Genomic DNA, 17,353 nt, shown 5'->3' with positions numbered 1-17,353 from the left:
CAAATCGGCCAAGGCCCCACATCGAATCCCACACGCGTACGCTCGAACCGTCCGGCAGAACGGGCGGCCCGATACGATCACCCAGTTAGGGAATTCGCGGCTTCATTCGCCCGTCATGCATCGAAAAAATAATCGATGTGCGGTTTTGCACTGCATCCGTGCATCGGCCGCGCGCCATTGCACTGCAACTGGCGGGTTCACTGGGCACGGCATATGCGTCATCGTCCGCTCGCGCAGCGATGTGCGAGATCCCCAAAATGTCCTACTCTGTTTTTTTAACCGTTCCGACAGGCACGCGCCTCCCGTCCGTCTTCCGTGCGGTTCGCGTCTGCCATGTCGAACTTCCCGGAGGCTTCGATGACGACCGTCGATCTGGAATTCGACCAGCTCCACAGTACCGTCGACGCGCTACGGCGCTCAATTTCGAATCGCATGATGTACGGCGTCGGCAAGGACGCCATCACCGCTCACCCGCACGATTGGCTGCATGCGGCCGCGCTGGCCGTGCGCGACCGGCTCGTCGCGCGCTGGATGAAGACCACGCGCCTGCAATACGAGCAGGACGTGAAGCGGGTCTACTACCTGTCGATGGAGTTTCTGATCGGCAGGACCTTTACCAACGCGCTGCTCGCGCTCGGCATTCACGATCAGATGAAGGAGGCGCTCGCGAGCCTCGGCGTCGACATGGACGCGCTGATCGATATCGAACCCGACGCCGCGCTCGGCAACGGCGGCCTCGGCCGGCTCGCCGCGTGCTTTCTCGACTCGATGGCGACGCTCGGCATTCCGGGCTTCGGCTACGGCATCCGTTACCAGTACGGCATGTTCCGTCAGGAAATCGTCAACGGCGAGCAGGTCGAGGCGCCCGACTATTGGCTGCGCGCCGGTAACCCCTGGGAATTTCCGCGGCCCGAAATCAAGTACATGGTGCACTTCGGCGGCCGTACCGTGCAGCGCGGCGAGAAGACCGAATGGATCGACACCGAGCACGTGAACGCGACCGCGTACGACACCGTGATCCCCGGCTATGCGACCGACGCGACCAACACGCTGCGCCTGTGGTCCGCGCGCGCGACCGAGGAGCTCGACCTCGGCGCATTCAATCGCGGCGACTACCGCAACGCGGTCGACACCAAGAACATGTCGGAGAACGTGTCGCGGCTGCTCTATCCGGACGACTCGACGCCTGCCGGCCGCGAGTTGCGGCTGCGCCAGGAGTACTTCTTCGTATCGGCGACGATGCAGGATCTGATCCGCCGCTATCAGCGCACGCACAGCACGTTCGGACGCTTCTCGGAGAAGGTCGCGGTGCATCTGAACGACACGCACCCGGTGCTCGCGATTCCCGAGCTGATGCGCCTGCTCGTCGACGTGCATAACCTGCCTTGGGACAAGGCGTGGAAACACGTGACGCAGATCTTCTCGTACACGAATCACACGCTGATGCCCGAGGCGCTCGAAACATGGGATGTCGAAATGCTGTCGCGCCTGCTGCCGCGCCATCTCGAGATCATCTTCGAAATCAATGCGCAGTTTCTGAAGCATGTCAGCGAACAGTCGGGTCACGACGTCGATATGATCCGCCGCATTTCGCTCGTCGACGAATACGGGCAGCGGCGCGTGCGCATGGCGTATCTGGCGATCGTCGCGAGCCACAAGGTCAACGGCGTGTCGAAGCTGCATTCGCAGCTGATGACGCGCGACATCTTCTCCGACTTCGCGCGCCTCTATCCCGACCGCTTCACCAACGTGACCAACGGCATCACCCCGCGCCGCTGGCTCGCGCAGGCGAGTCCGTCGCTGTCGTCGCTGATCGACGCGCGCATCGGTACACATTGGCGCAGCAATCTGTTCGAGCTCGAGCAGCTGCGCAATCTGCGCAAGGACGACGAGTTCGTCGACGCGTTCCGCGAGGCCAAACGACAGGCCAAGCTGCGGCTCGTGCACCGGCTCGCGCAGCACACCAAGCTGCACTTCGATCCGAACGCGCTGTTCGATCTGCAGGTCAAGCGCATTCACGAATACAAGCGCCAGTTGCTCAACGTGCTGCACGTGATCGTGCGCTACAACGAGATTCGCGCGAATCCGGAGCGCGACTGGGTGCCGCGCGTCGTGCTGTTCGCGGGCAAGGCCGCGTCCGCGTACCGGATGGCCAAGACGATCATCAAGCTGATCGGCGACGTCAGCGAGAAGGTCAATCACGATCCGCTGATCGGCGACAGGCTGAAGGTCGTGTTCGTGCCGAACTACGGCGTGAGCGTGGCCGAGCTGATCATTCCGGCGGCCGATCTGTCGGAGCAGATTTCGATGGCCGGCACCGAGGCGTCGGGCACCGGCAACATGAAGCTCGCGCTCAATGGCGCATTGACGATCGGCACGATGGACGGCGCGAACATCGAAATCTGCGACGCGGTGGGGCGCGAGAACATCTTCATCTTCGGCCACAGCGCCGACGAGGTGGACGATCTGCGCGCAAGCGGCTATCGGCCGCGGCGGATTTACGAGGAAAACGAAGCATTACGCACCGCGCTCGATCAGATTCGCACGGGCTTCTTCTCGCCGGACGATCCGCTGCGCTTCTCCGATATCTTTCACACGCTGGTCGATTGGGGCGATCACTACATGGTGCTCGCCGATTTCGATGCGTTCGCGAAGGCGCAGAACGCAGTGGATGCGCGTTTCGTCGACAAGCACGCGTGGGCCGAAAGCGCGATCGAGAACGTCGCGGGGATGGGGCTGTTCTCGTCGGATCGCACGATCGGCGAGTATGCGCGCAATATCTGGCGCGTGAATCCGCTCAGTCTGGACTGAGCCGGAGAAGCCGTGCGGCGCTGGCGTCGATCAGTCGCTCACGGCTCTTTCATGTTCGATCGACGCGCCGCGTCATGTCTTCGGCGCGGCGGCCGCGGCCTTCGCCCGATGCACGGCCTCGCCGACGCGTTCGACGAACTCGCGATCCGTGCTCATCAGCGCCTCGCGCTCACCGTCGGCCGTCTTGACCATCAACCGATGCGTGACGTCCTGACTCGCCCAGGTCAGCCAGCCGACCACGACCAGCATCGCCCCGGATACGAGTCCCGACGCCGAATGCAGCACACCGCCGACGATCGCGCCGACCAGCCCCGCCGCCGAGATCACGAGCGGCACGACCTTGTTCTTCTGCACGGTCACGACCCGCACGTCGACGATATCGCGCAGCGGGAAGACCTGACCCGCGGCCGAGAGGGCGTTGCGCGTGACCGACACGCCGCGATCGTTGAATGGGATTTCCATCGTTTCAATGCAAGGGTAGTGAAGCGCGCAGCGTAGCAGACTTCGTTCAAATTTCTAAAGTTAGGGAGTTTTTCGTTCTCTCTCAGGCCCGTGCTGCAAGGGGTGATTTTGGGGACAAAAAAACGAGTTAGGCGATTTTCTGATTAAAAACCCGGTTTGGAGAGAGCGCGACGGGAAAATATGCGTTGAAATGATCTACGGCGTCGATGCGCGGCGCTCGGTAATGACAGCATTCCATCTGAGCGTCTTTATTTGAGGGGCTCCGGCCTGAAGGCGTTAGTCGGGAATCGCGAGCGGGAATGCTCCACGCTAGCGATTAGCAATCCGGATTCGCGGGTACTGCAGGAGAGGAAGGTCAAATGATTGCGGCCATGTCGTTCATCGCTGGATTGCTCGCCGTCTTAGTTGTCTGCTATGTGCATTATCAGAACCCCAGATTTACAAAGGGCGGGTTAACAGTGTCCTAGCCAATCTTGCGGTGTTTGGCGTGGGCTGCAGTTTCGGCTTCATTTGTGCGCGGTTTTTGAGCAGCCCGGCGCGCCACGTTCGAGTTCGTCAGGTCTTGCGATCAGTTCGTTGAGCAACAGGATCTTTGCCGAACTCTCAAGTCTCGTACTTGAACGACACGGATACCCGGGTCCGATATTCAACCACCTTGCCGTTGTCGATCTTCATGTCGAGCTTACAGACTTCGGCGATTCGCAAAGCACGAAGCGAGTTAGCAGCAGTTTCTACAGCATTTTTCGCAGCCTCCTCCCAGGAAGTCGGACTCGTGCCGACAATTTCTGTAACCTTGTAGACGCTGGACTGTGTGCTTGCGGCCATGATCTCTCTCCAGGATGGAATGGGCGATTTTTACGTCGCGCATCCCGCGTGCCTGTCTCGCTAATCAGCGCTAGCTACTTCGCAGCATGTAAGCTAAACGACGCGTACAAACCTGCTTCGGCCCGCGAAGTGGGGTCGGCCACGCCAGGCGTCGAGGCGGTTTCGCGGAGTCGAACGACGCTCAATTGACAGACAGCTCTTGAGGCCCTTGCTCTCTGTTATCAGTGTCAGTGTGCAGGTGTCCGACGTGGACACCTTGCAGCTGACCTGATCTCCGTTGAGTAGCGCCGGTGACGCGATTACGGTTTTCCGAGGACTCTAAGCGCCTCGGTGTGCAACCCGGGAGTCGCAGCCGCGACGACCGTACCATCGAAACGTTCGGTGATTGGATGACCCGACCAGGTAGTAACGATGCCGCCCGCGCCTCGAACGACAGGCACTAGCGCCATCACATCGTAAATTTCCAGGTCTGCTTCCACGACGAGGTCAACGTAACCAGAGGCTAATAAGGCATAACCGTAACAGTCGGTTCCGAACCGGGAGATTGCGACGGAGCGCGACAGCGTTGAAAAGGCTTGTGCCGCTTCGCCAGTGAAAATCTGTGGGTCCGTTGTGCACAGTCGGGCCTCACACAATCGCGTACATGGACTGACCTTGCACGGAGTGCCATTGAGAACAGATTGGTTGCCGTAGCCTATCCAGCGCTCACGCAGTGCTGGGACTTCAACCATGCCGTAGGCAGGAAGTCGACTTTCGAGTACCGCGACGAGCGTCCCGAACAGCCGGAGACCCGATACGAAGCTCTTCGTGCCGTCGATGGGGTCAATCACCCAGGTTGTGCCGTCTCCAATCTCTCCGCCTTCCTCTTCGCCCACAAGGTGGTGTGACGGGTGCCGCGACAAGATGAGTTCACGAAGCCGTCGTTCTATCTCGCGGTCCGCGATTGTTACAGGAGTCTCGTCGGACTTTGTTGCAACGTCGAACCTCGTTCTGAAGCGCTTCAACGCGAGGATTCGCGCTTCGTCGCCGAGCGAGTCCAGAAACCTGTAGGTGTCCGTTGGTGTCATGTTTCTACTTCCTGATGCCGTCAGTGCTGCCGCACCGTCGCAACCCGCAGTACCGGTCCGGCGGGCAAGACCTGATAGTCCTCTCGTGGCGCCGACCCTGCCACGGGAAAGCGGAACGTTGGCTGTCGCACAAACGGTCCCACTCACGAAGGAGCTGTGCCTCGCGTTGTCGTCACTGCTTCATCTCGCCGGTCGCGTTAGAGCCGGACGCGCCTTGGGGCGACATGCCACTTTCGCGTTTTTGCATCAATGTGCCACTCGCCGGCTTGCCGGTACCGGCGTCCGCAGCACGGCTCATGCTCTGCCCAGCGGTACCCGGCTGCGCGCTGTGAGCATCCGGCTTCGGCTGCACGCCGCCGGTATTGGTTTGCGCAAACGCGTAAGCGCTGGCAATCAATGCAATTACGCTCACTCCTGCCACTATCAGCTTCATGACGATCTCCAGTTTGGGAAGCGCTGCGGAACTACGTACCCATCCGCGTAGCACGGCTCGTGCCGTCAAGGAGCATCGTTGGCGGGGCCTGGATCATGTCGGCTCGGGTCGTGATGCGCCGCGCGTGGCCGAGATCAGCCGTCGCGGCCTGTCATCTCGGGTGCGATCGACGCATGGTTCAGCAGCCCGACGAGCGCGACGCCACCGACCACGTTACCTAGCAGCGTCGGCGCGAAAAATCGCAGTAGATAGTCCTGCACGGCGGCATGGCTGCGCAGCACCGCGTACGCCGCTTCCACTGAGCCAGCAATCACGTGCGCCAGATCACACACTGCAACAACATACGTGAGGACCGCGACGATCAGCACGGCGGCGGATCTCGCGCTCGGCAGCAGCCAGACCATCAGCGCGATCAGCCAGCCCGCGAGAACCGCCTTCATGGTCGTGGAAGCAAAGGTCGAGCCGTACGGGGCTTGCGACAACTGATCGAGAACCGGCGCAAGCTTCTGCCCGAACGACGTCGGCATCGTAAGGATTCCGGCGAAGATCCATGTTCCGGCCAGATTCGCGGCCAGTACGATCACCCATAGCCGCAGCGCGATAGCGGCAACCGGCAGACTGCGCCTCGTCAGGACCGGCAGCAGCACGGTCAACGTGCTTTCGGTGAATAGTTGCTGGCGCCCGAGCACGACGATGATGAAGCCGACGCAATAGCCTGCGGCGCCAGTCAGCGAGATGCCGCCGTGACCGGAAGACGACGTCTTGCTTTCGAGCACCGCCTGGGTCAGAAACGAAAAACCCATTGATAGCCCGGCCGCCAACGCGGACCACAGCAACGCGAGCGGCTTTCGGCCAAGCGCCGTCTCGCCTTCCTCCCGGATGATCTCGTGAATCACCAGCGCGCGAGGTGAACTGTGCGCGGAAGCCTGGTCGCGCTCCTCGTCATCGAGGTGGGGCGACGCATGTCCTGCCGGGTGATCGTCGTTTGTTCGGGGCTGGCTTGCCATTCGCAATGCTCCAGGTTGTTTGTCGCGATCGCCTTGTCGATAACGCTGACGGCGAAGCCACTCCGCTGTCCGATGAGGATCGCGTCGCAAAGGCCAAAGTGCTTACTTGGCGACGCGATTCCGCGTCTCGAATCCCATGTGTGTCACCTTTTCGCCTCGTCGCGGTCCGCAGCAGAGCGGCCAAGGAATTGCGTGACCGTCTCCGGCAGGTGCTCAAGCAGCCACTTCGCCATTTCGGCCAGTTCGCCTTGCGGCCCGCCGAACTGCTCCAGCATCAGATTCGCGAGCCCGGGATTGGTCGTGCCGACGCGAACCGTGTATTGCAGCCTTTTGTTGTGCATGAACATCCGGACCTCCATTGGAGTTGGTAGTTGGGTCTTCCCTCCGCCGTGCCACGCATGCGGAGCGCCGTCGCGGCTGGACGGCGCGAATCCGTCTGCGCATGCCGCGTTCCTGCACGCCTGACACGAGTTGCCAGGGCTTGCCCAAAGCAGGCGGGAAGGGTTGCAACAGGCTAGAGGTCTGCAGACCAACGTTGCGCGCACGTGCGAGCAGGCGCCTGCAGGAGGCGGTTCGCGAAGAGGACCATCTCATTGCGGGATTGCCGACCGCGTCTGTGCGTAGGGGGTTTACTCGTAGTGCCGATCGGCACTTATGCCATGCACGCAGCCGGCGGAGCCCCCGTATGCGGGTGTTCTGGAGGTTTTGCCACGTTCGGTTCCCGGTGCCAAAACCCACTCTCAGACCTCGCCGGATCCGGGAGCGTAGATAGCGCGGATAGAGGTTCGGTTCATTTCTCCGTTGTGGCGCGACGTCATCGGCCGACTGCATTGCGGCAAGGAAAATCATACTTGGCCTGGACGGATTGGCTAAGATGTCGCAGGTTCGCGCTCGGAGGCCATTCATGACTGTCGGCGTATATGCCACGCTGGTCGCGACGTCGCTCGTGCTGCTCCTCGGCGAAAAGCTCGTGCAATGGATCGGCGTGCTCCGAACCTATTCGATTCCGGCGCCGGTGGCAGGCGGGCTCATCGTCGCGATCTGCGTGCTGATCACACGCATCACCATCCACGTGCAGGTCAGGTTCGATTCGACGCTGCAGGCGCCGCTGATGCTCGCGTTCTTCTCGACGATCGGCCTGAATGCGCATCTGTCGAATCTGAAGGCGGGCGGGCCGGTGTTGATCCGCTTTCTCGCGCTGGTCAGCGGGCTGCTGATCCTGCAGAACGTGATCGGCATCCTGCTAGCGTTCGCGCTCGGCGTCGATCCGCTGCTCGGTATTCTCGGCGGCTCCGTCACGATGTCGGGCGGGCACGGCACCGGCGCCGCGTGGAGCCAGGTCTTCACCGAACGTCACGGGCTGGAGTCGGCGACCGAAATCGCGATCGGCTGTGCGACCTTTGGACTCGTGATGGGCGGCGTGCTCGGCGGTCCGGTCGCACGTGTGCTGATGCGGCGGATCAGCGCCGACGAATTGCTGCGCGGCCAGCAGCTAGCGGACGAAACGCTGGTCTTCGAAGAACCGAAGGCGGAGCAGGCCACTACGCCCGCCGCGATCATCACGACGCTCGCGCTGATCTCGATCTGCCTCGCGGGTGGCGAAGTGTTTGCCGACTGGATCGCGGACACCGTGTTCGAATTGCCGACGTTCGTCTGCACGCTGTTCATCGGCGTGATCCTGAACAACGTGCTCGCGCTCATGCGTGTGCGGATCGACCAGCACGCGGTGGCGCTGGTCGGCAACGTCGCGCTCGCGCTCTTTCTCGCGATGGCGCTGATGCGCCTCGACCTATGGGAGCTTGCCGCGCTCGCGTTGCCGATCATCTCGATCCTCGCGGCGCAGACGCTGCTGATGGCGCTCTATGCGATCTTCATCACGTTTCCCGCGATGGGCCGCAACTACGACGCGGTCGTGTTGTGCGCGGCGCAATGCGGGCTCGGACTTGGCGCGACGCCGACCGCGATCGCGAACATGCAGGCGATCACGAACCGCTTCGGCCATTCTCATATCGCGTTCCTGATCGTGCCGATGACGGGCGCGTTTTTCATGGACATCGTCAACGCGATCGTGATCAAACTGTTTCTCACGCTGCCGTTTTTCCACTGAGCCCAGGCGAATACCATGAGCAACCAACCACACATCGCACCCGACAGCACCGCCGCGCGCGTCGCGCTATGGCGTGCGCTGCACGTGCAGGCCGACGCGCCGCCGCACGTGCTCGAAGACGAAGTCGGCTTGCAATTGCTGGCTCCCGCCGAGGATTGGCGCAGCCGCGGCGACATGGACCCGCGGTTCACGCGGCCGTTTCGTGCGTCGATCGTCGCGCGCGCACGCTTTATCGAGGATCTGGTCGTCGAGCAGGCCGGCCGGGGTGTGGATCAATACGTGATCCTGGGCGCCGGTCTCGACAGCTTCGCGCAACGCCGGCCCGACATCGCGTCGCGGCTCACCGTGTTCGAGGTCGATCCGCCGGGACCGCAAACGTGGAAGCGTGAGCGGCTCAGCGAATTGGGTTACGGCCTGCCGGACTGGCTGCGTTTCGTGCCGGTCGACTTCGAAGCGGGCGATAGCTGGCGGCAGCGTCTCGTCGCCGAAGGCTTCGACGAAAGCAGGCCGGCCGTCGTCGTGTCGACCGGTGTCAGCATGTATCTGACCACAGAGGCGAATGCGGCGACGCTGCGCGAAGTGGCCGGGCTCGCGCGCGGTTCGACGTTCGCGATGACGTTCCTGTTGCCGCTGGAAATGGCGGACCCGGACGTGCGCCCCGGACTCGAAATGGCGGAGAAGGGCGCGCGTGCGAGCGGTACACCGTTCATCAGCTTCTTCATGCCGCAGCAGATGATCGCCATGGCGCGCGAAGCGGGCTTTGACGACGCGCGGCATGTGTCCGCGGCCGATCTGACGCAGCGCTACTTCGCGGCTCGCACGGATGGACTGCGCCCGCCGGCCAATGCGGAGGAACTGCTGGTGGCGAATACTTAGCGGCCGTTGCGGTGGGTTGAATGCGCGATCGCGGTCCTCACGCGGCTATAATCGCGCTCGAACATGGCCTTCGAAGTCTACTCATGAAAAAGATCGCAGCCTTCGCACTCGTCGCATGCGCACTCGCCGCCTGCTCGTCGTCCCCGGAAAAGCAGGCGCAGCGCGCCCAGCAGGAAATCCTTCATAGCGAGCCGAACCTCCGCGCCGCGCAACGCGACGCGGTGATCGACTGCACGCCGTCGAATTGCGATGCCGCGTGGGCGGCGACGAAACGCTATATCGAGCAGCATTCCGACACGCACGTGATCCGCGCGGACGCGGTCGCGATCGATACCGATGTGCCCGACGATTCGGGCAAGGCCGCTTTTTCAGCGACCCGCGCGAACAAGAGCACGGGCGGCGCGACGTTGTCGCTGTTTGCGCAGTGCCGCGGCATGTATGGGCCCGACAGCGCGAAGGGCGACGACTATGACGAGTGCGCCGAGAAGATCCTGAAGACTCAGAACGGCTACGTGCCGTATCTGCGCTCGCACGCATCGGCGCAATAGGGGAGCCGCTACGGAAAGCGCGGGGCCGCCAACCCGGCACTCGCGCAGCGATTCGCCGAACCCTCGCCACGATGCGGCGGGAGGCGCTATGCTGATGCGTCTTCGCCTCGCGGAACCCCGTCATGCAAGCTCCTGGCGCCACCGTACCGATTTCGCTCGTCAATGGGTTCCTCGGCAGCGTCGGGACGCGGCCGGATATCGTCGACCGGCACCTGTCCGGCGCGAACATCCCGCGCGCGCTGCTGGACCAGCCTGGCGCGCGCGTCACCGAGGAACAGTTCTCGACGCTCTACCGCTCGCTCGCGATCGAACTCGACGATGAGATGCCCGGCATTTTCTCGCGCCCGCTGCGCAGCGGCGCGCTCAAGTTTCTGTGTCTGAGCCTGCTGGATGCGCCGAATCTCGAAACCGCGATGCATCGGTTCGGCCAGTTCTTCCATCTGGTGCTCGACGACTTCCGTTTCGAGTCGCGCCGCGGCGACCTCGTTGCGACGCTGGCCTTGCATCCGGGAAGCACGGGAGCGCAACCGAGCATGCTGGGCCAGGAGCTGATGCTGAAGCTCGCGCATGGGATCGCGTCCTGGCTGATCGGCCAGCGCATTGCGTTGCTCCAGGTGCAGTTCGCCTTTCCTCGTCCTGCTCACGCGCTCGAGTATCTCTATCTGTTTCCCGGACCGGCGAAGTTCGACTGCGATCAGACCTCGATGCAGTTCAGCAGTAGCTATTTCGATCTGCCCGTGCGCCAGCGCAAGGCGAATCTGCGCAGGTTTCTCGCTCGTGCGCCGGAAGACTGGATCTTCGTGTCGTTCAACGAGCAGCTGTTCAGTCATCGCGTGCGGGAACATCTCGCGTCCCGGCTGCCCGACGTCCCGTCCATCGAAGAGGCGGCGGAAGGCCTGCACTGTTCGGTCAGAACGCTGTGCCGTCATCTTGCCGCCGAGGGCACGGCGTTCCAGGTGCTCAAGGACGAACTGCGCCGCGACATCGCGATCCAGCGCCTGACCGGCACGCACGAGCCCATCGCCATCATCGCCGGCGACGTCGGCTTCGGCGACCCCACCGCATTCCATCGAGCGTTCCGTCACTGGACCGGCAGCACCCCGGCGGCCTATCGCCGGGGTGGCTGATCTCGTCACATCAAAGCGTCGGTAACCCCTGCCGACGCACTTCCCACGGGGCGCTTACTTCCTCCGACGTGGCCAGAGATGTCAATAGATCGTCCGGTTTGGACAACCGGGCAGGGCCTGTCCGACGCTACGATTCAGCCATACGTTACCCGGGCCGCATCGGTGCCAGACGGGTGACTTTCCCTACGGACTATCTGATCGGAAGAATGGTAATGAGCTACGTCGCGCCTCTCAAAGACATGCTGTTTGCAATCACGGAACTGGCCGGAATCGACCAACTGGCGGCCTTGCCCGGCTGCGAGGACGCGAGCGCCGATACGGCTCGCGCGGTGCTCGAAGAGGCCGCGCGCCTGCACGAAGGCGTGCTCGCGCCGCTGAACGTGGACGGCGACCGCAACCCGAGCACGTGGAAGGACGGCGCGGTGAGCGCCACGGCCGGTTTCAAGGACGCGTTTCGTCAATTCACCGAAGGCGGCTGGCAGGGTTTGCAACATCCGTCTGAATACGGCGGTCAGGACTTGCCCAAGCTGCTGTCGACGCCCTGCATCGAAATGCTCAACGCCGCCAACCTGTCGCTGGGGCTGTGCCCGCTCTTGACCGACGGCGCCATCGAAGCGCTGCTGACGGCGGGTAGCGAAGAACTGAAGCAGCGCTACGTGCCGAAGATGATTTCCGGCGAGTGGACCGGCACGATGAACCTGACCGAGCCGCAGGCGGGCTCCGACCTGTCGCTGGTGCGCACCCGCGCCGAGCCGCAGGGCGACGGCTCGTACCGGATCTTCGGCACGAAGATTTTCATCACATGGGGCGAGCACGATATGACGGAAAACATCGTGCATCTGGTGCTCGCACGTACGCCGAACGCACCGGAAGGCGTGAAAGGCATTTCGCTGTTCGTCGTGCCGAAGTTTCTCGTCAACGAGGACGGCTCGCTCGGCGAGCGCAACGACGTGCATTGCGTGTCGATCGAACACAAGCTCGGCATCAAGGCAAGCCCGACGGCAGTGCTGCAGTTCGGCGATCACGGCGGCGCGATCGGGCAGCTTGTCGGCGAGGAGAACCGCGGTCTGGAGTACATGTTCATCATGATGAATGCCGCGCGCTTCGCGGTGGGCGTGCAGGGCGTGGCGATCTCGGATCGCGCGTACCAGCAGGCCGTCGCGTATGCGAAGGAGCGCGTGCAGAGCCGTCCGGTGGATGGCTCCGCGAAGCAGTCGGTCGCGATCATCCAGCACCCGGACGTGCGCCGCATGCTGTCGACGATGCGCGCACTGACCGAAGGCGCACGCGCGCTGGCCTATGTGTCGGCGTCGCACTGCGATCTCGCGCATCGTCATCCGGACGGCGCGACGCGTGCCAAGCATCAGGCGATCTATGAATACCTGGTGCCGATCGTGAAGGGCTGGAGCACGGAGATGTCGCTGGAGGTGACGAGCCTCGGCGTGCAGGTGCATGGCGGCATGGGCTTCATCGAGGAAACCGGCGCCGCGCAGTACTACCGTGACGCGCGCATTCTGCCGATCTACGAAGGCACGACGGCGATCCAGGCGAACGACCTCGTCGGCCGCAAGACCATGCGCGACAACGGCGAGGTGGCCGGGATGCTGCTCGCGCAGATCGACGCGACGCTGGACGCGGTGCAAGAGCACCCCTCGTATGGTTCGAACGCGGCTTTCCAGGCGATGCACCGTCATCTGTCCGCCGGCCGCGACGCGTTGCACAGCGCGGTGCGTTACGTGGTGGAGAACGTCAAGAGCGATCCGAATGCGGTGTTCGCGGGCAGTGTCTCTTATCTGATGCTTGCGGGCGTCGTGCTCGCGGGTTGGCAAGTCGCCCGCTCGCTGGTGCTCGCTGCCGACAAGCGCGATGAAGACCCGGGCTTCTACGACGCGAAGATCGCGACCGCGCACACCTACGCGACGCAGATATTGCCCCGTGCGATCGCGCTCGAAGCGACGATCCGCGGCGCTCGCGATGGCGAAGGCGCTCTGGCGCTGCGCGAAGACCAGTTCTGACCGATCAACGGACGTAATGTCATTCAAAACGATAGGGCCCGGCCCTATCGGTGTGGAAAGGAGGGAGTTGTGAGAGTTCTCGTAGCAGTCAAACGAGTGGTCGACTACAACGTGAAGGTCCGCGCGAAGTCGGACGGCACGGGCGTCGACATCGCGAACGTGAAAATGTCGATGAATCCGTTCGACGAAATCGCGGTTGAAGAAGCCGTGCGGCTGAAGGAAGCGGGTATCGCGACCGAAGTAATCGCCGTGTCGGCCGGTGTGACGCAGTCGCAGGAAACGCTGCGCACCGCGCTCGCGATCGGCGCGGACCGCGCGATCCTGATCGAATCGAACGAAGATCTGCAGCCGCTCGCAGTCGCGAAGCTGCTCAAGGCGCTGGTCGACAAGGAGCAGCCGCAACTGGTGATCCTCGGCAAGCAGGCGATCGACGACGATTCGAACCAGACCGGCCAGATGCTCGCCGCGCTGGCGAACCTGCCGCAGGCGACGTTCGCGTCGAAGGTGGTCGTGGCGGATGGCAAGGCGACGGTGTCGCGTGAAGTGGATGGCGGCGCGGAAACGCTGTCGCTGACGCTGCCGGCCGTGGTCACGACCGATCTGCGCCTGAACGAGCCGCGCTACGTGACGCTGCCGAACATCATGAAGGCCAAGAAAAAGCCGCTGGAAACGGTGAAGCCCGAAGACCTCGGCGTCGATGTCACGCCGCGTCTGAAGACGCTGAAGGTCGCCGAGCCTCCGAAGCGCTCCGCCGGTGTGAAGGTGCCGGACGTGAAGACGCTGGTCGAGAAGCTGAAGACCGAAGCCAAGGTGCTGTGAGGAGACGCAAGAAATGACGAATCTGGTAATTGCAGAACACGATAACGCGTCGATCAAGGCCGCGACGCTGAATACGATCGCAGCGGCACAGAAGATCGGTGGTGAGATTCACGTGCTGGTCGCGGGGCATAACGCGCAGGCTGCGGCCGATGCCGCAGCGAAGATCGCCGGCGTCGCCAAGGTACTGCTGGCCGACGCGCCGCAACTCGAAGCGGGTCTCGCGGAAAACGTCGAAGCGACGGTGCTGACGCTTGTGCAAGATGCGGCCAGGAACTACACGCACATCCTCGCGCCGGCTACCGCGTACGGCAAGAACATCGCCCCGCGTATCGCCGCGAAGCTCGACGTCGCGCAGATCAGCGACATCACCGCGGTGGATAGCGCCGACACGTTCGAGCGTCCGATTTACGCGGGCAACGCCATTGCGATCGTGCAATCGGCTGATCCGATCAAGGTCATCACCGTGCGCTCGACCGGTTTCGACGCCGTCGCAGCCGAAGGCGGCAGCGCAGCGGTCGAAAAGATCGAAGCCGCAGCCGACGCAGGCATCTCGCAATTCGTGAGCCGCGAAGTGACGAAGCTCGATCGTCCGGAACTGACGAGCGCGAAGATCATCGTGTCCGGTGGCCGGGGCCTCGGCAATGGCGAGAACTACACGAAGGTGCTCGAGCCGTTGGCCGACAAGCTCGGCGCGGCGCTGGGCGCATCGCGCGCAGCCGTCGACGCGGGCTTCGTGCCGAACGACTATCAGGTCGGCCAGACCGGCAAGATCGTCGCGCCGCAACTGTATGTCGCGGTCGGCATCTCGGGTGCGATCCAGCATCTGGCCGGCATGAAGGACTCGAAGGTCATCGTCGCGATCAACAAGGACGAAGAAGCGCCGATCTTCGGCGTCGCCGACTACGGCCTCGTCGGCGATCTGTTCACCATCGTGCCGGAATTCGAGCAGGCGCTCGGCTAACCGCCCCCAGCAAGCGGAATAATCATGAACGAGCTTAACGGATACGATTTCGAAGACCTGCAACCGGGTATGAGTGCCCGGTTCGCCAAGACCATCACGGAGGCGGACATTCTCTTCTTCGCGAGCGCATCGGGAGACATGAACGCGGTTCACATCAACGAGCAGTTTGCGCAAACCACACCCTTCAAGGGGCGCATCGCTCACGGCATGCTGACTGCCAGCATCATCTCCGCGGCGCTCGCGGGGCAACTGCCCGGCCCGGGCACGATCTACCTCGGTCAGAACCTGCGCTTCAAGGCGCCGGTCCGGCCCGGCGACACCGTGCAGGCCGAAGTGACCGTCAAGGAACTGATTCACGACAAGCGCCGCGTGGTGCTGTCCACCGTTTGCACGGTCGGCGGCAAGGTGGTGGTCGAAGGCGACGCCACGGTGATGCCGACAAGCTGCCGCGACCGTGTCGTCGAGGACGCCGCTTGCGCCGTCAGCGACGCATGATAGCGAGCCCCGCCATGAGAATGCCATTCAGCATGCCACAAGAGTTTTCTACGGGCTGGGTCAAGGCCGGCTTCGATTTCTGGCGGTTTTCGCCGCTCAAGGATGAATTCGATGCGTCGGTGCATGACACCGACGGCTCGGACTTCGATTTCGACGGGCCGTTCGCGCCAGGCTCCGTGACCCACACGAGCGCCCACTACCTGCAACAGCAGGCTCAACTGTGGAGCGATGCCGTCGCCGGATTGATCGGCGGGCGCACGGAATTGAAGGCGGTCGCCGAGCCCGAGCCGGGAGACCGGCGCTTTCACGCCGACGACTGGTCCAGCAACGGCTGGTACAGCCTTCTGAAACAGAGCTATCTGATCAACGCCAGGACGCTCGCGGACTTCGTCGAGGCAAGCGCGCTCGACGAAAAGGGCAAGCACAAGCTGCGCTTTTTCATGCGCCAGTTCATCGACCTCGCCAGCCCCGCGAATTTCCTCGCGACGAATCCCGAGGTGCTCCGGGAGGCAGTGGAATCGGGCGGCTCGAGCCTGCTGTCGGGCGTCACGCATCTGCTCGACGATCTGGGCAGCGGCTCGATTTCGATCACCGACCGAAGCGCGTTCGAAGTGGGCCGTAGCGTCGCCACGTCCAGTGGTGCGGTGGTTTATGAAAACGATCTGTTTCAGCTGATCCAGTACGATCCGCTGACTTCGAAAGTCGCCGCGCGGCCGCTCGTGATCGTTCCGCCGTGCATCAACAAGTTCTACATTCTGGATCTGCAGCCCGAGAATTCGTTTGTGCGCTTCGCCTGCGAGCAGGGCCTGACGGTGTTCGTCGTGTCGTGGCGCAACCCGCAGCAGGACATGGCGCAGACCACGTGGGACGCCTACCTCGAGGACGGCGTGATGCAGGCGCTCAAGGTGGCGCGTGAGATTAGCCGGGCCGACCAGGTCAATGCATTGGGCTGGTGCGTGGGCGGCACGATGCTGTCGTCGGCGCTGGCGATCATGCGTGCGAACGGCGACGACTCGGTGGCGAGCCTGACACTGTTGACGGCACTGCTCGACTTCACCGATCCGGGCGATCTCGGCGTGTTCATCGACGAGCAGGGCGTGGCGATGCGCGAGCATACGATCGGCCGCGGCGGCCTTTATCCGGGCCGCGAACTCGGCTTCGTATTTCAGGCGCTGCGTGCCAACGATCTGATCTGGCCGTACGTCGTGAACAACTACCTGAAAGGCAAAACCCCAGCCGCGTTCGATCTGCTGTACTGGAACGCGGACACGACCAATTTGCCCGGTCCGATGTACAGCTTCTATCTGCGCAACATGTACCTCGAAAACAGTCTGCGCGTGCCGAACAAACTGACGTTCTGCAACACGCCGGTGGATCTCGGCAACGTCGATATCCCAAGCTATCTGATGGCGGCCGAGGAAGATCACATCGTGCCGTGGCGATCCGCCTATCAGTCGACGCAGCTACTGGGTGGTCAAACCGAGTTCGTGCTCGGGGCGAGCGGCCATATCGCGGGGGTGATCAATCCGGCGTCGAAGAACAAGCGCAGTTACCGGACCAACGATACCTGCAAGGAGAACGCCGACGAGTGGCTCGCGACGTCGGTTCAACAGCGCGGCAGCTGGTGGAATCACTGGATCGAATGGGTCAAGCAGCATTCCGGAGAGCAGGTCGAAGCGCGCACCAAGCTCGGCAATAGGAAGTACAAGGCTATCGAGAGCGCACCGGGCCGCTACGTGAAGCTTCGCGCCGCATGAGCCGACGGTGATAGCGTGTGCCGCAACGACGGAGTGTGATGTT

Annotated in this window: 16 protein-coding genes; 10 read left to right on the top strand and 6 right to left on the bottom strand. The window is 62.9% G+C overall.

Annotated elements, in window-relative coordinates:
- The first annotated feature begins 357 nt into the window (after positions 1–357).
- Positions 358–2,811 carry a glycogen/starch/alpha-glucan phosphorylase gene (locus tag AB4Y34_RS10105; protein ID WP_368715935.1) on the top strand — a complete coding sequence of 818 codons (2,454 nt, stop codon included), beginning with the start codon at positions 358–360 and terminating at the stop codon, positions 2,809–2,811.
- A gap of 72 nt (positions 2,812–2,883) precedes the next feature.
- Here the strand turns inward: AB4Y34_RS10105 and AB4Y34_RS10100 are convergent, their stop codons facing one another.
- The 6 genes from AB4Y34_RS10100 to AB4Y34_RS10075 form a co-directional block, all read right to left on the bottom strand.
- Positions 2,884–3,273: a DUF6232 family protein gene (locus AB4Y34_RS10100; protein ID WP_368715934.1), complete on the bottom strand. Its 390-nt coding sequence runs from the start codon at positions 3,271–3,273 to the stop codon at positions 2,884–2,886.
- A gap of 603 nt (positions 3,274–3,876) precedes the next feature.
- On the bottom strand, positions 3,877–4,098 hold the full coding sequence (locus tag AB4Y34_RS10095; protein ID WP_368715933.1) for a dodecin family protein: 222 nt from the start codon (positions 4,096–4,098) through the stop codon (positions 3,877–3,879).
- Positions 4,099–4,397: 299 nt separating this feature from the next.
- Positions 4,398–5,165, bottom strand: coding sequence for an inositol monophosphatase family protein (locus AB4Y34_RS10090; protein WP_368715932.1), 768 nt, complete (start codon positions 5,163–5,165; stop codon positions 4,398–4,400).
- Between the two features lie 172 nt (positions 5,166–5,337).
- Complete coding sequence (locus AB4Y34_RS10085; RefSeq protein WP_368715931.1) at positions 5,338–5,598, bottom strand: hypothetical protein; 261 nt, start codon at positions 5,596–5,598, stop codon at positions 5,338–5,340.
- Between the two features lie 134 nt (positions 5,599–5,732).
- Entirely contained in the window at positions 5,733–6,605 is an 873-nt protein-coding gene (locus AB4Y34_RS10080; protein ID WP_368715930.1) for a formate/nitrite transporter family protein, read from the bottom strand.
- 143 nt (positions 6,606–6,748) lie between these two features.
- Positions 6,749–6,952 (bottom strand): manganese catalase family protein, encoded by a 204-nt coding sequence (locus tag AB4Y34_RS10075; RefSeq protein ID WP_368715929.1) that lies wholly within the window; start codon positions 6,950–6,952, stop codon positions 6,749–6,751.
- A gap of 557 nt (positions 6,953–7,509) precedes the next feature.
- On the opposite strand from AB4Y34_RS10075, the gene gltS reads away from it, so the two are divergent.
- From gltS to phaC, 9 genes are all read left to right on the top strand, one after another.
- Positions 7,510–8,712, top strand: coding sequence for a sodium/glutamate symporter (gene gltS, locus AB4Y34_RS10070; protein WP_368715928.1), 1,203 nt, complete (start codon positions 7,510–7,512; stop codon positions 8,710–8,712).
- A 15-nt stretch (positions 8,713–8,727) separates the two neighbouring features.
- Positions 8,728–9,588: a class I SAM-dependent methyltransferase gene (locus AB4Y34_RS10065; RefSeq protein WP_176107706.1), complete on the top strand. Its 861-nt coding sequence runs from the start codon at positions 8,728–8,730 to the stop codon at positions 9,586–9,588.
- Between the two features lie 83 nt (positions 9,589–9,671).
- Positions 9,672–10,136 (top strand): hypothetical protein, encoded by a 465-nt coding sequence (locus tag AB4Y34_RS10060; protein WP_176384227.1) that lies wholly within the window; start codon positions 9,672–9,674, stop codon positions 10,134–10,136.
- 122 nt (positions 10,137–10,258) lie between these two features.
- Positions 10,259–11,263: an AraC family transcriptional regulator gene (locus AB4Y34_RS10055; RefSeq protein WP_368715927.1), complete on the top strand. Its 1,005-nt coding sequence runs from the start codon at positions 10,259–10,261 to the stop codon at positions 11,261–11,263.
- Between the two features lie 212 nt (positions 11,264–11,475).
- Positions 11,476–13,278, top strand: coding sequence for an acyl-CoA dehydrogenase (locus AB4Y34_RS10050; protein WP_368715926.1), 1,803 nt, complete (start codon positions 11,476–11,478; stop codon positions 13,276–13,278).
- Positions 13,279–13,347: 69 nt separating this feature from the next.
- Positions 13,348–14,097, top strand: a complete 750-nt coding sequence (locus AB4Y34_RS10045) for an electron transfer flavoprotein subunit beta/FixA family protein (protein ID WP_368715925.1) — start codon at positions 13,348–13,350, stop codon at positions 14,095–14,097.
- A 13-nt stretch (positions 14,098–14,110) separates the two neighbouring features.
- Positions 14,111–15,058, top strand: a complete 948-nt coding sequence (locus tag AB4Y34_RS10040) for an electron transfer flavoprotein subunit alpha/FixB family protein (protein ID WP_368715924.1) — start codon at positions 14,111–14,113, stop codon at positions 15,056–15,058.
- Between the two features lie 24 nt (positions 15,059–15,082).
- Complete coding sequence (locus AB4Y34_RS10035; RefSeq protein ID WP_176120759.1) at positions 15,083–15,553, top strand: MaoC family dehydratase; 471 nt, start codon at positions 15,083–15,085, stop codon at positions 15,551–15,553.
- Positions 15,554–15,567: 14 nt separating this feature from the next.
- On the top strand, positions 15,568–17,310 hold the full coding sequence (gene phaC / locus AB4Y34_RS10030; protein ID WP_368715923.1) for a class I poly(R)-hydroxyalkanoic acid synthase: 1,743 nt from the start codon (positions 15,568–15,570) through the stop codon (positions 17,308–17,310).
- Positions 17,311–17,353 lie beyond the last annotated feature (43 nt).

This window comes from Paraburkholderia sp. BR10954 (assembly GCF_040965775.1).
In the GTDB taxonomy this organism is placed as follows: domain Bacteria; phylum Pseudomonadota; class Gammaproteobacteria; order Burkholderiales; family Burkholderiaceae; genus Paraburkholderia; species Paraburkholderia youngii.
The sequence above is the reverse complement of the archived record's forward strand: the minus strand, read 5'-3'. Positions and strand labels throughout refer to the sequence as shown.

Excerpts from the sequence above, each read along its gene's own strand:
- AB4Y34_RS10050 (WP_368715926.1), top strand. The coding sequence starts at position 11,476 with ATGAGCTACGTCGCGCCTCTCAAAGACATGCTGTTTGCAATCACGGAA.
- AB4Y34_RS10060 (WP_176384227.1), top strand. The coding sequence starts at position 9,672 with ATGAAAAAGATCGCAGCCTTCGCACTCGTCGCATGCGCACTCGCCGCC.
- AB4Y34_RS10085 (WP_368715931.1), bottom strand. The coding sequence starts at position 5,598 with ATGAAGCTGATAGTGGCAGGAGTGAGCGTAATTGCATTGATTGCCAGC.
- AB4Y34_RS10105 (WP_368715935.1), top strand. The coding sequence starts at position 358 with ATGACGACCGTCGATCTGGAATTCGACCAGCTCCACAGTACCGTCGAC.
- AB4Y34_RS10040 (WP_368715924.1), top strand. The coding sequence starts at position 14,111 with ATGACGAATCTGGTAATTGCAGAACACGATAACGCGTCGATCAAGGCC.
- phaC (WP_368715923.1), top strand. The coding sequence starts at position 15,568 with ATGAGAATGCCATTCAGCATGCCACAAGAGTTTTCTACGGGCTGGGTC.
- gltS (WP_368715928.1), top strand. The coding sequence starts at position 7,510 with ATGACTGTCGGCGTATATGCCACGCTGGTCGCGACGTCGCTCGTGCTG.
- AB4Y34_RS10080 (WP_368715930.1), bottom strand. The coding sequence starts at position 6,605 with ATGGCAAGCCAGCCCCGAACAAACGACGATCACCCGGCAGGACATGCG.
- AB4Y34_RS10100 (WP_368715934.1), bottom strand. The coding sequence starts at position 3,273 with ATGGAAATCCCATTCAACGATCGCGGCGTGTCGGTCACGCGCAACGCC.
- AB4Y34_RS10065 (WP_176107706.1), top strand. The coding sequence starts at position 8,728 with ATGAGCAACCAACCACACATCGCACCCGACAGCACCGCCGCGCGCGTC.
- AB4Y34_RS10055 (WP_368715927.1), top strand. The coding sequence starts at position 10,259 with ATGCAAGCTCCTGGCGCCACCGTACCGATTTCGCTCGTCAATGGGTTC.
- AB4Y34_RS10035 (WP_176120759.1), top strand. The coding sequence starts at position 15,083 with ATGAACGAGCTTAACGGATACGATTTCGAAGACCTGCAACCGGGTATG.
- AB4Y34_RS10095 (WP_368715933.1), bottom strand. The coding sequence starts at position 4,098 with ATGGCCGCAAGCACACAGTCCAGCGTCTACAAGGTTACAGAAATTGTC.
- AB4Y34_RS10090 (WP_368715932.1), bottom strand. The coding sequence starts at position 5,165 with ATGACACCAACGGACACCTACAGGTTTCTGGACTCGCTCGGCGACGAA.
- AB4Y34_RS10075 (WP_368715929.1), bottom strand. The coding sequence starts at position 6,952 with ATGTTCATGCACAACAAAAGGCTGCAATACACGGTTCGCGTCGGCACG.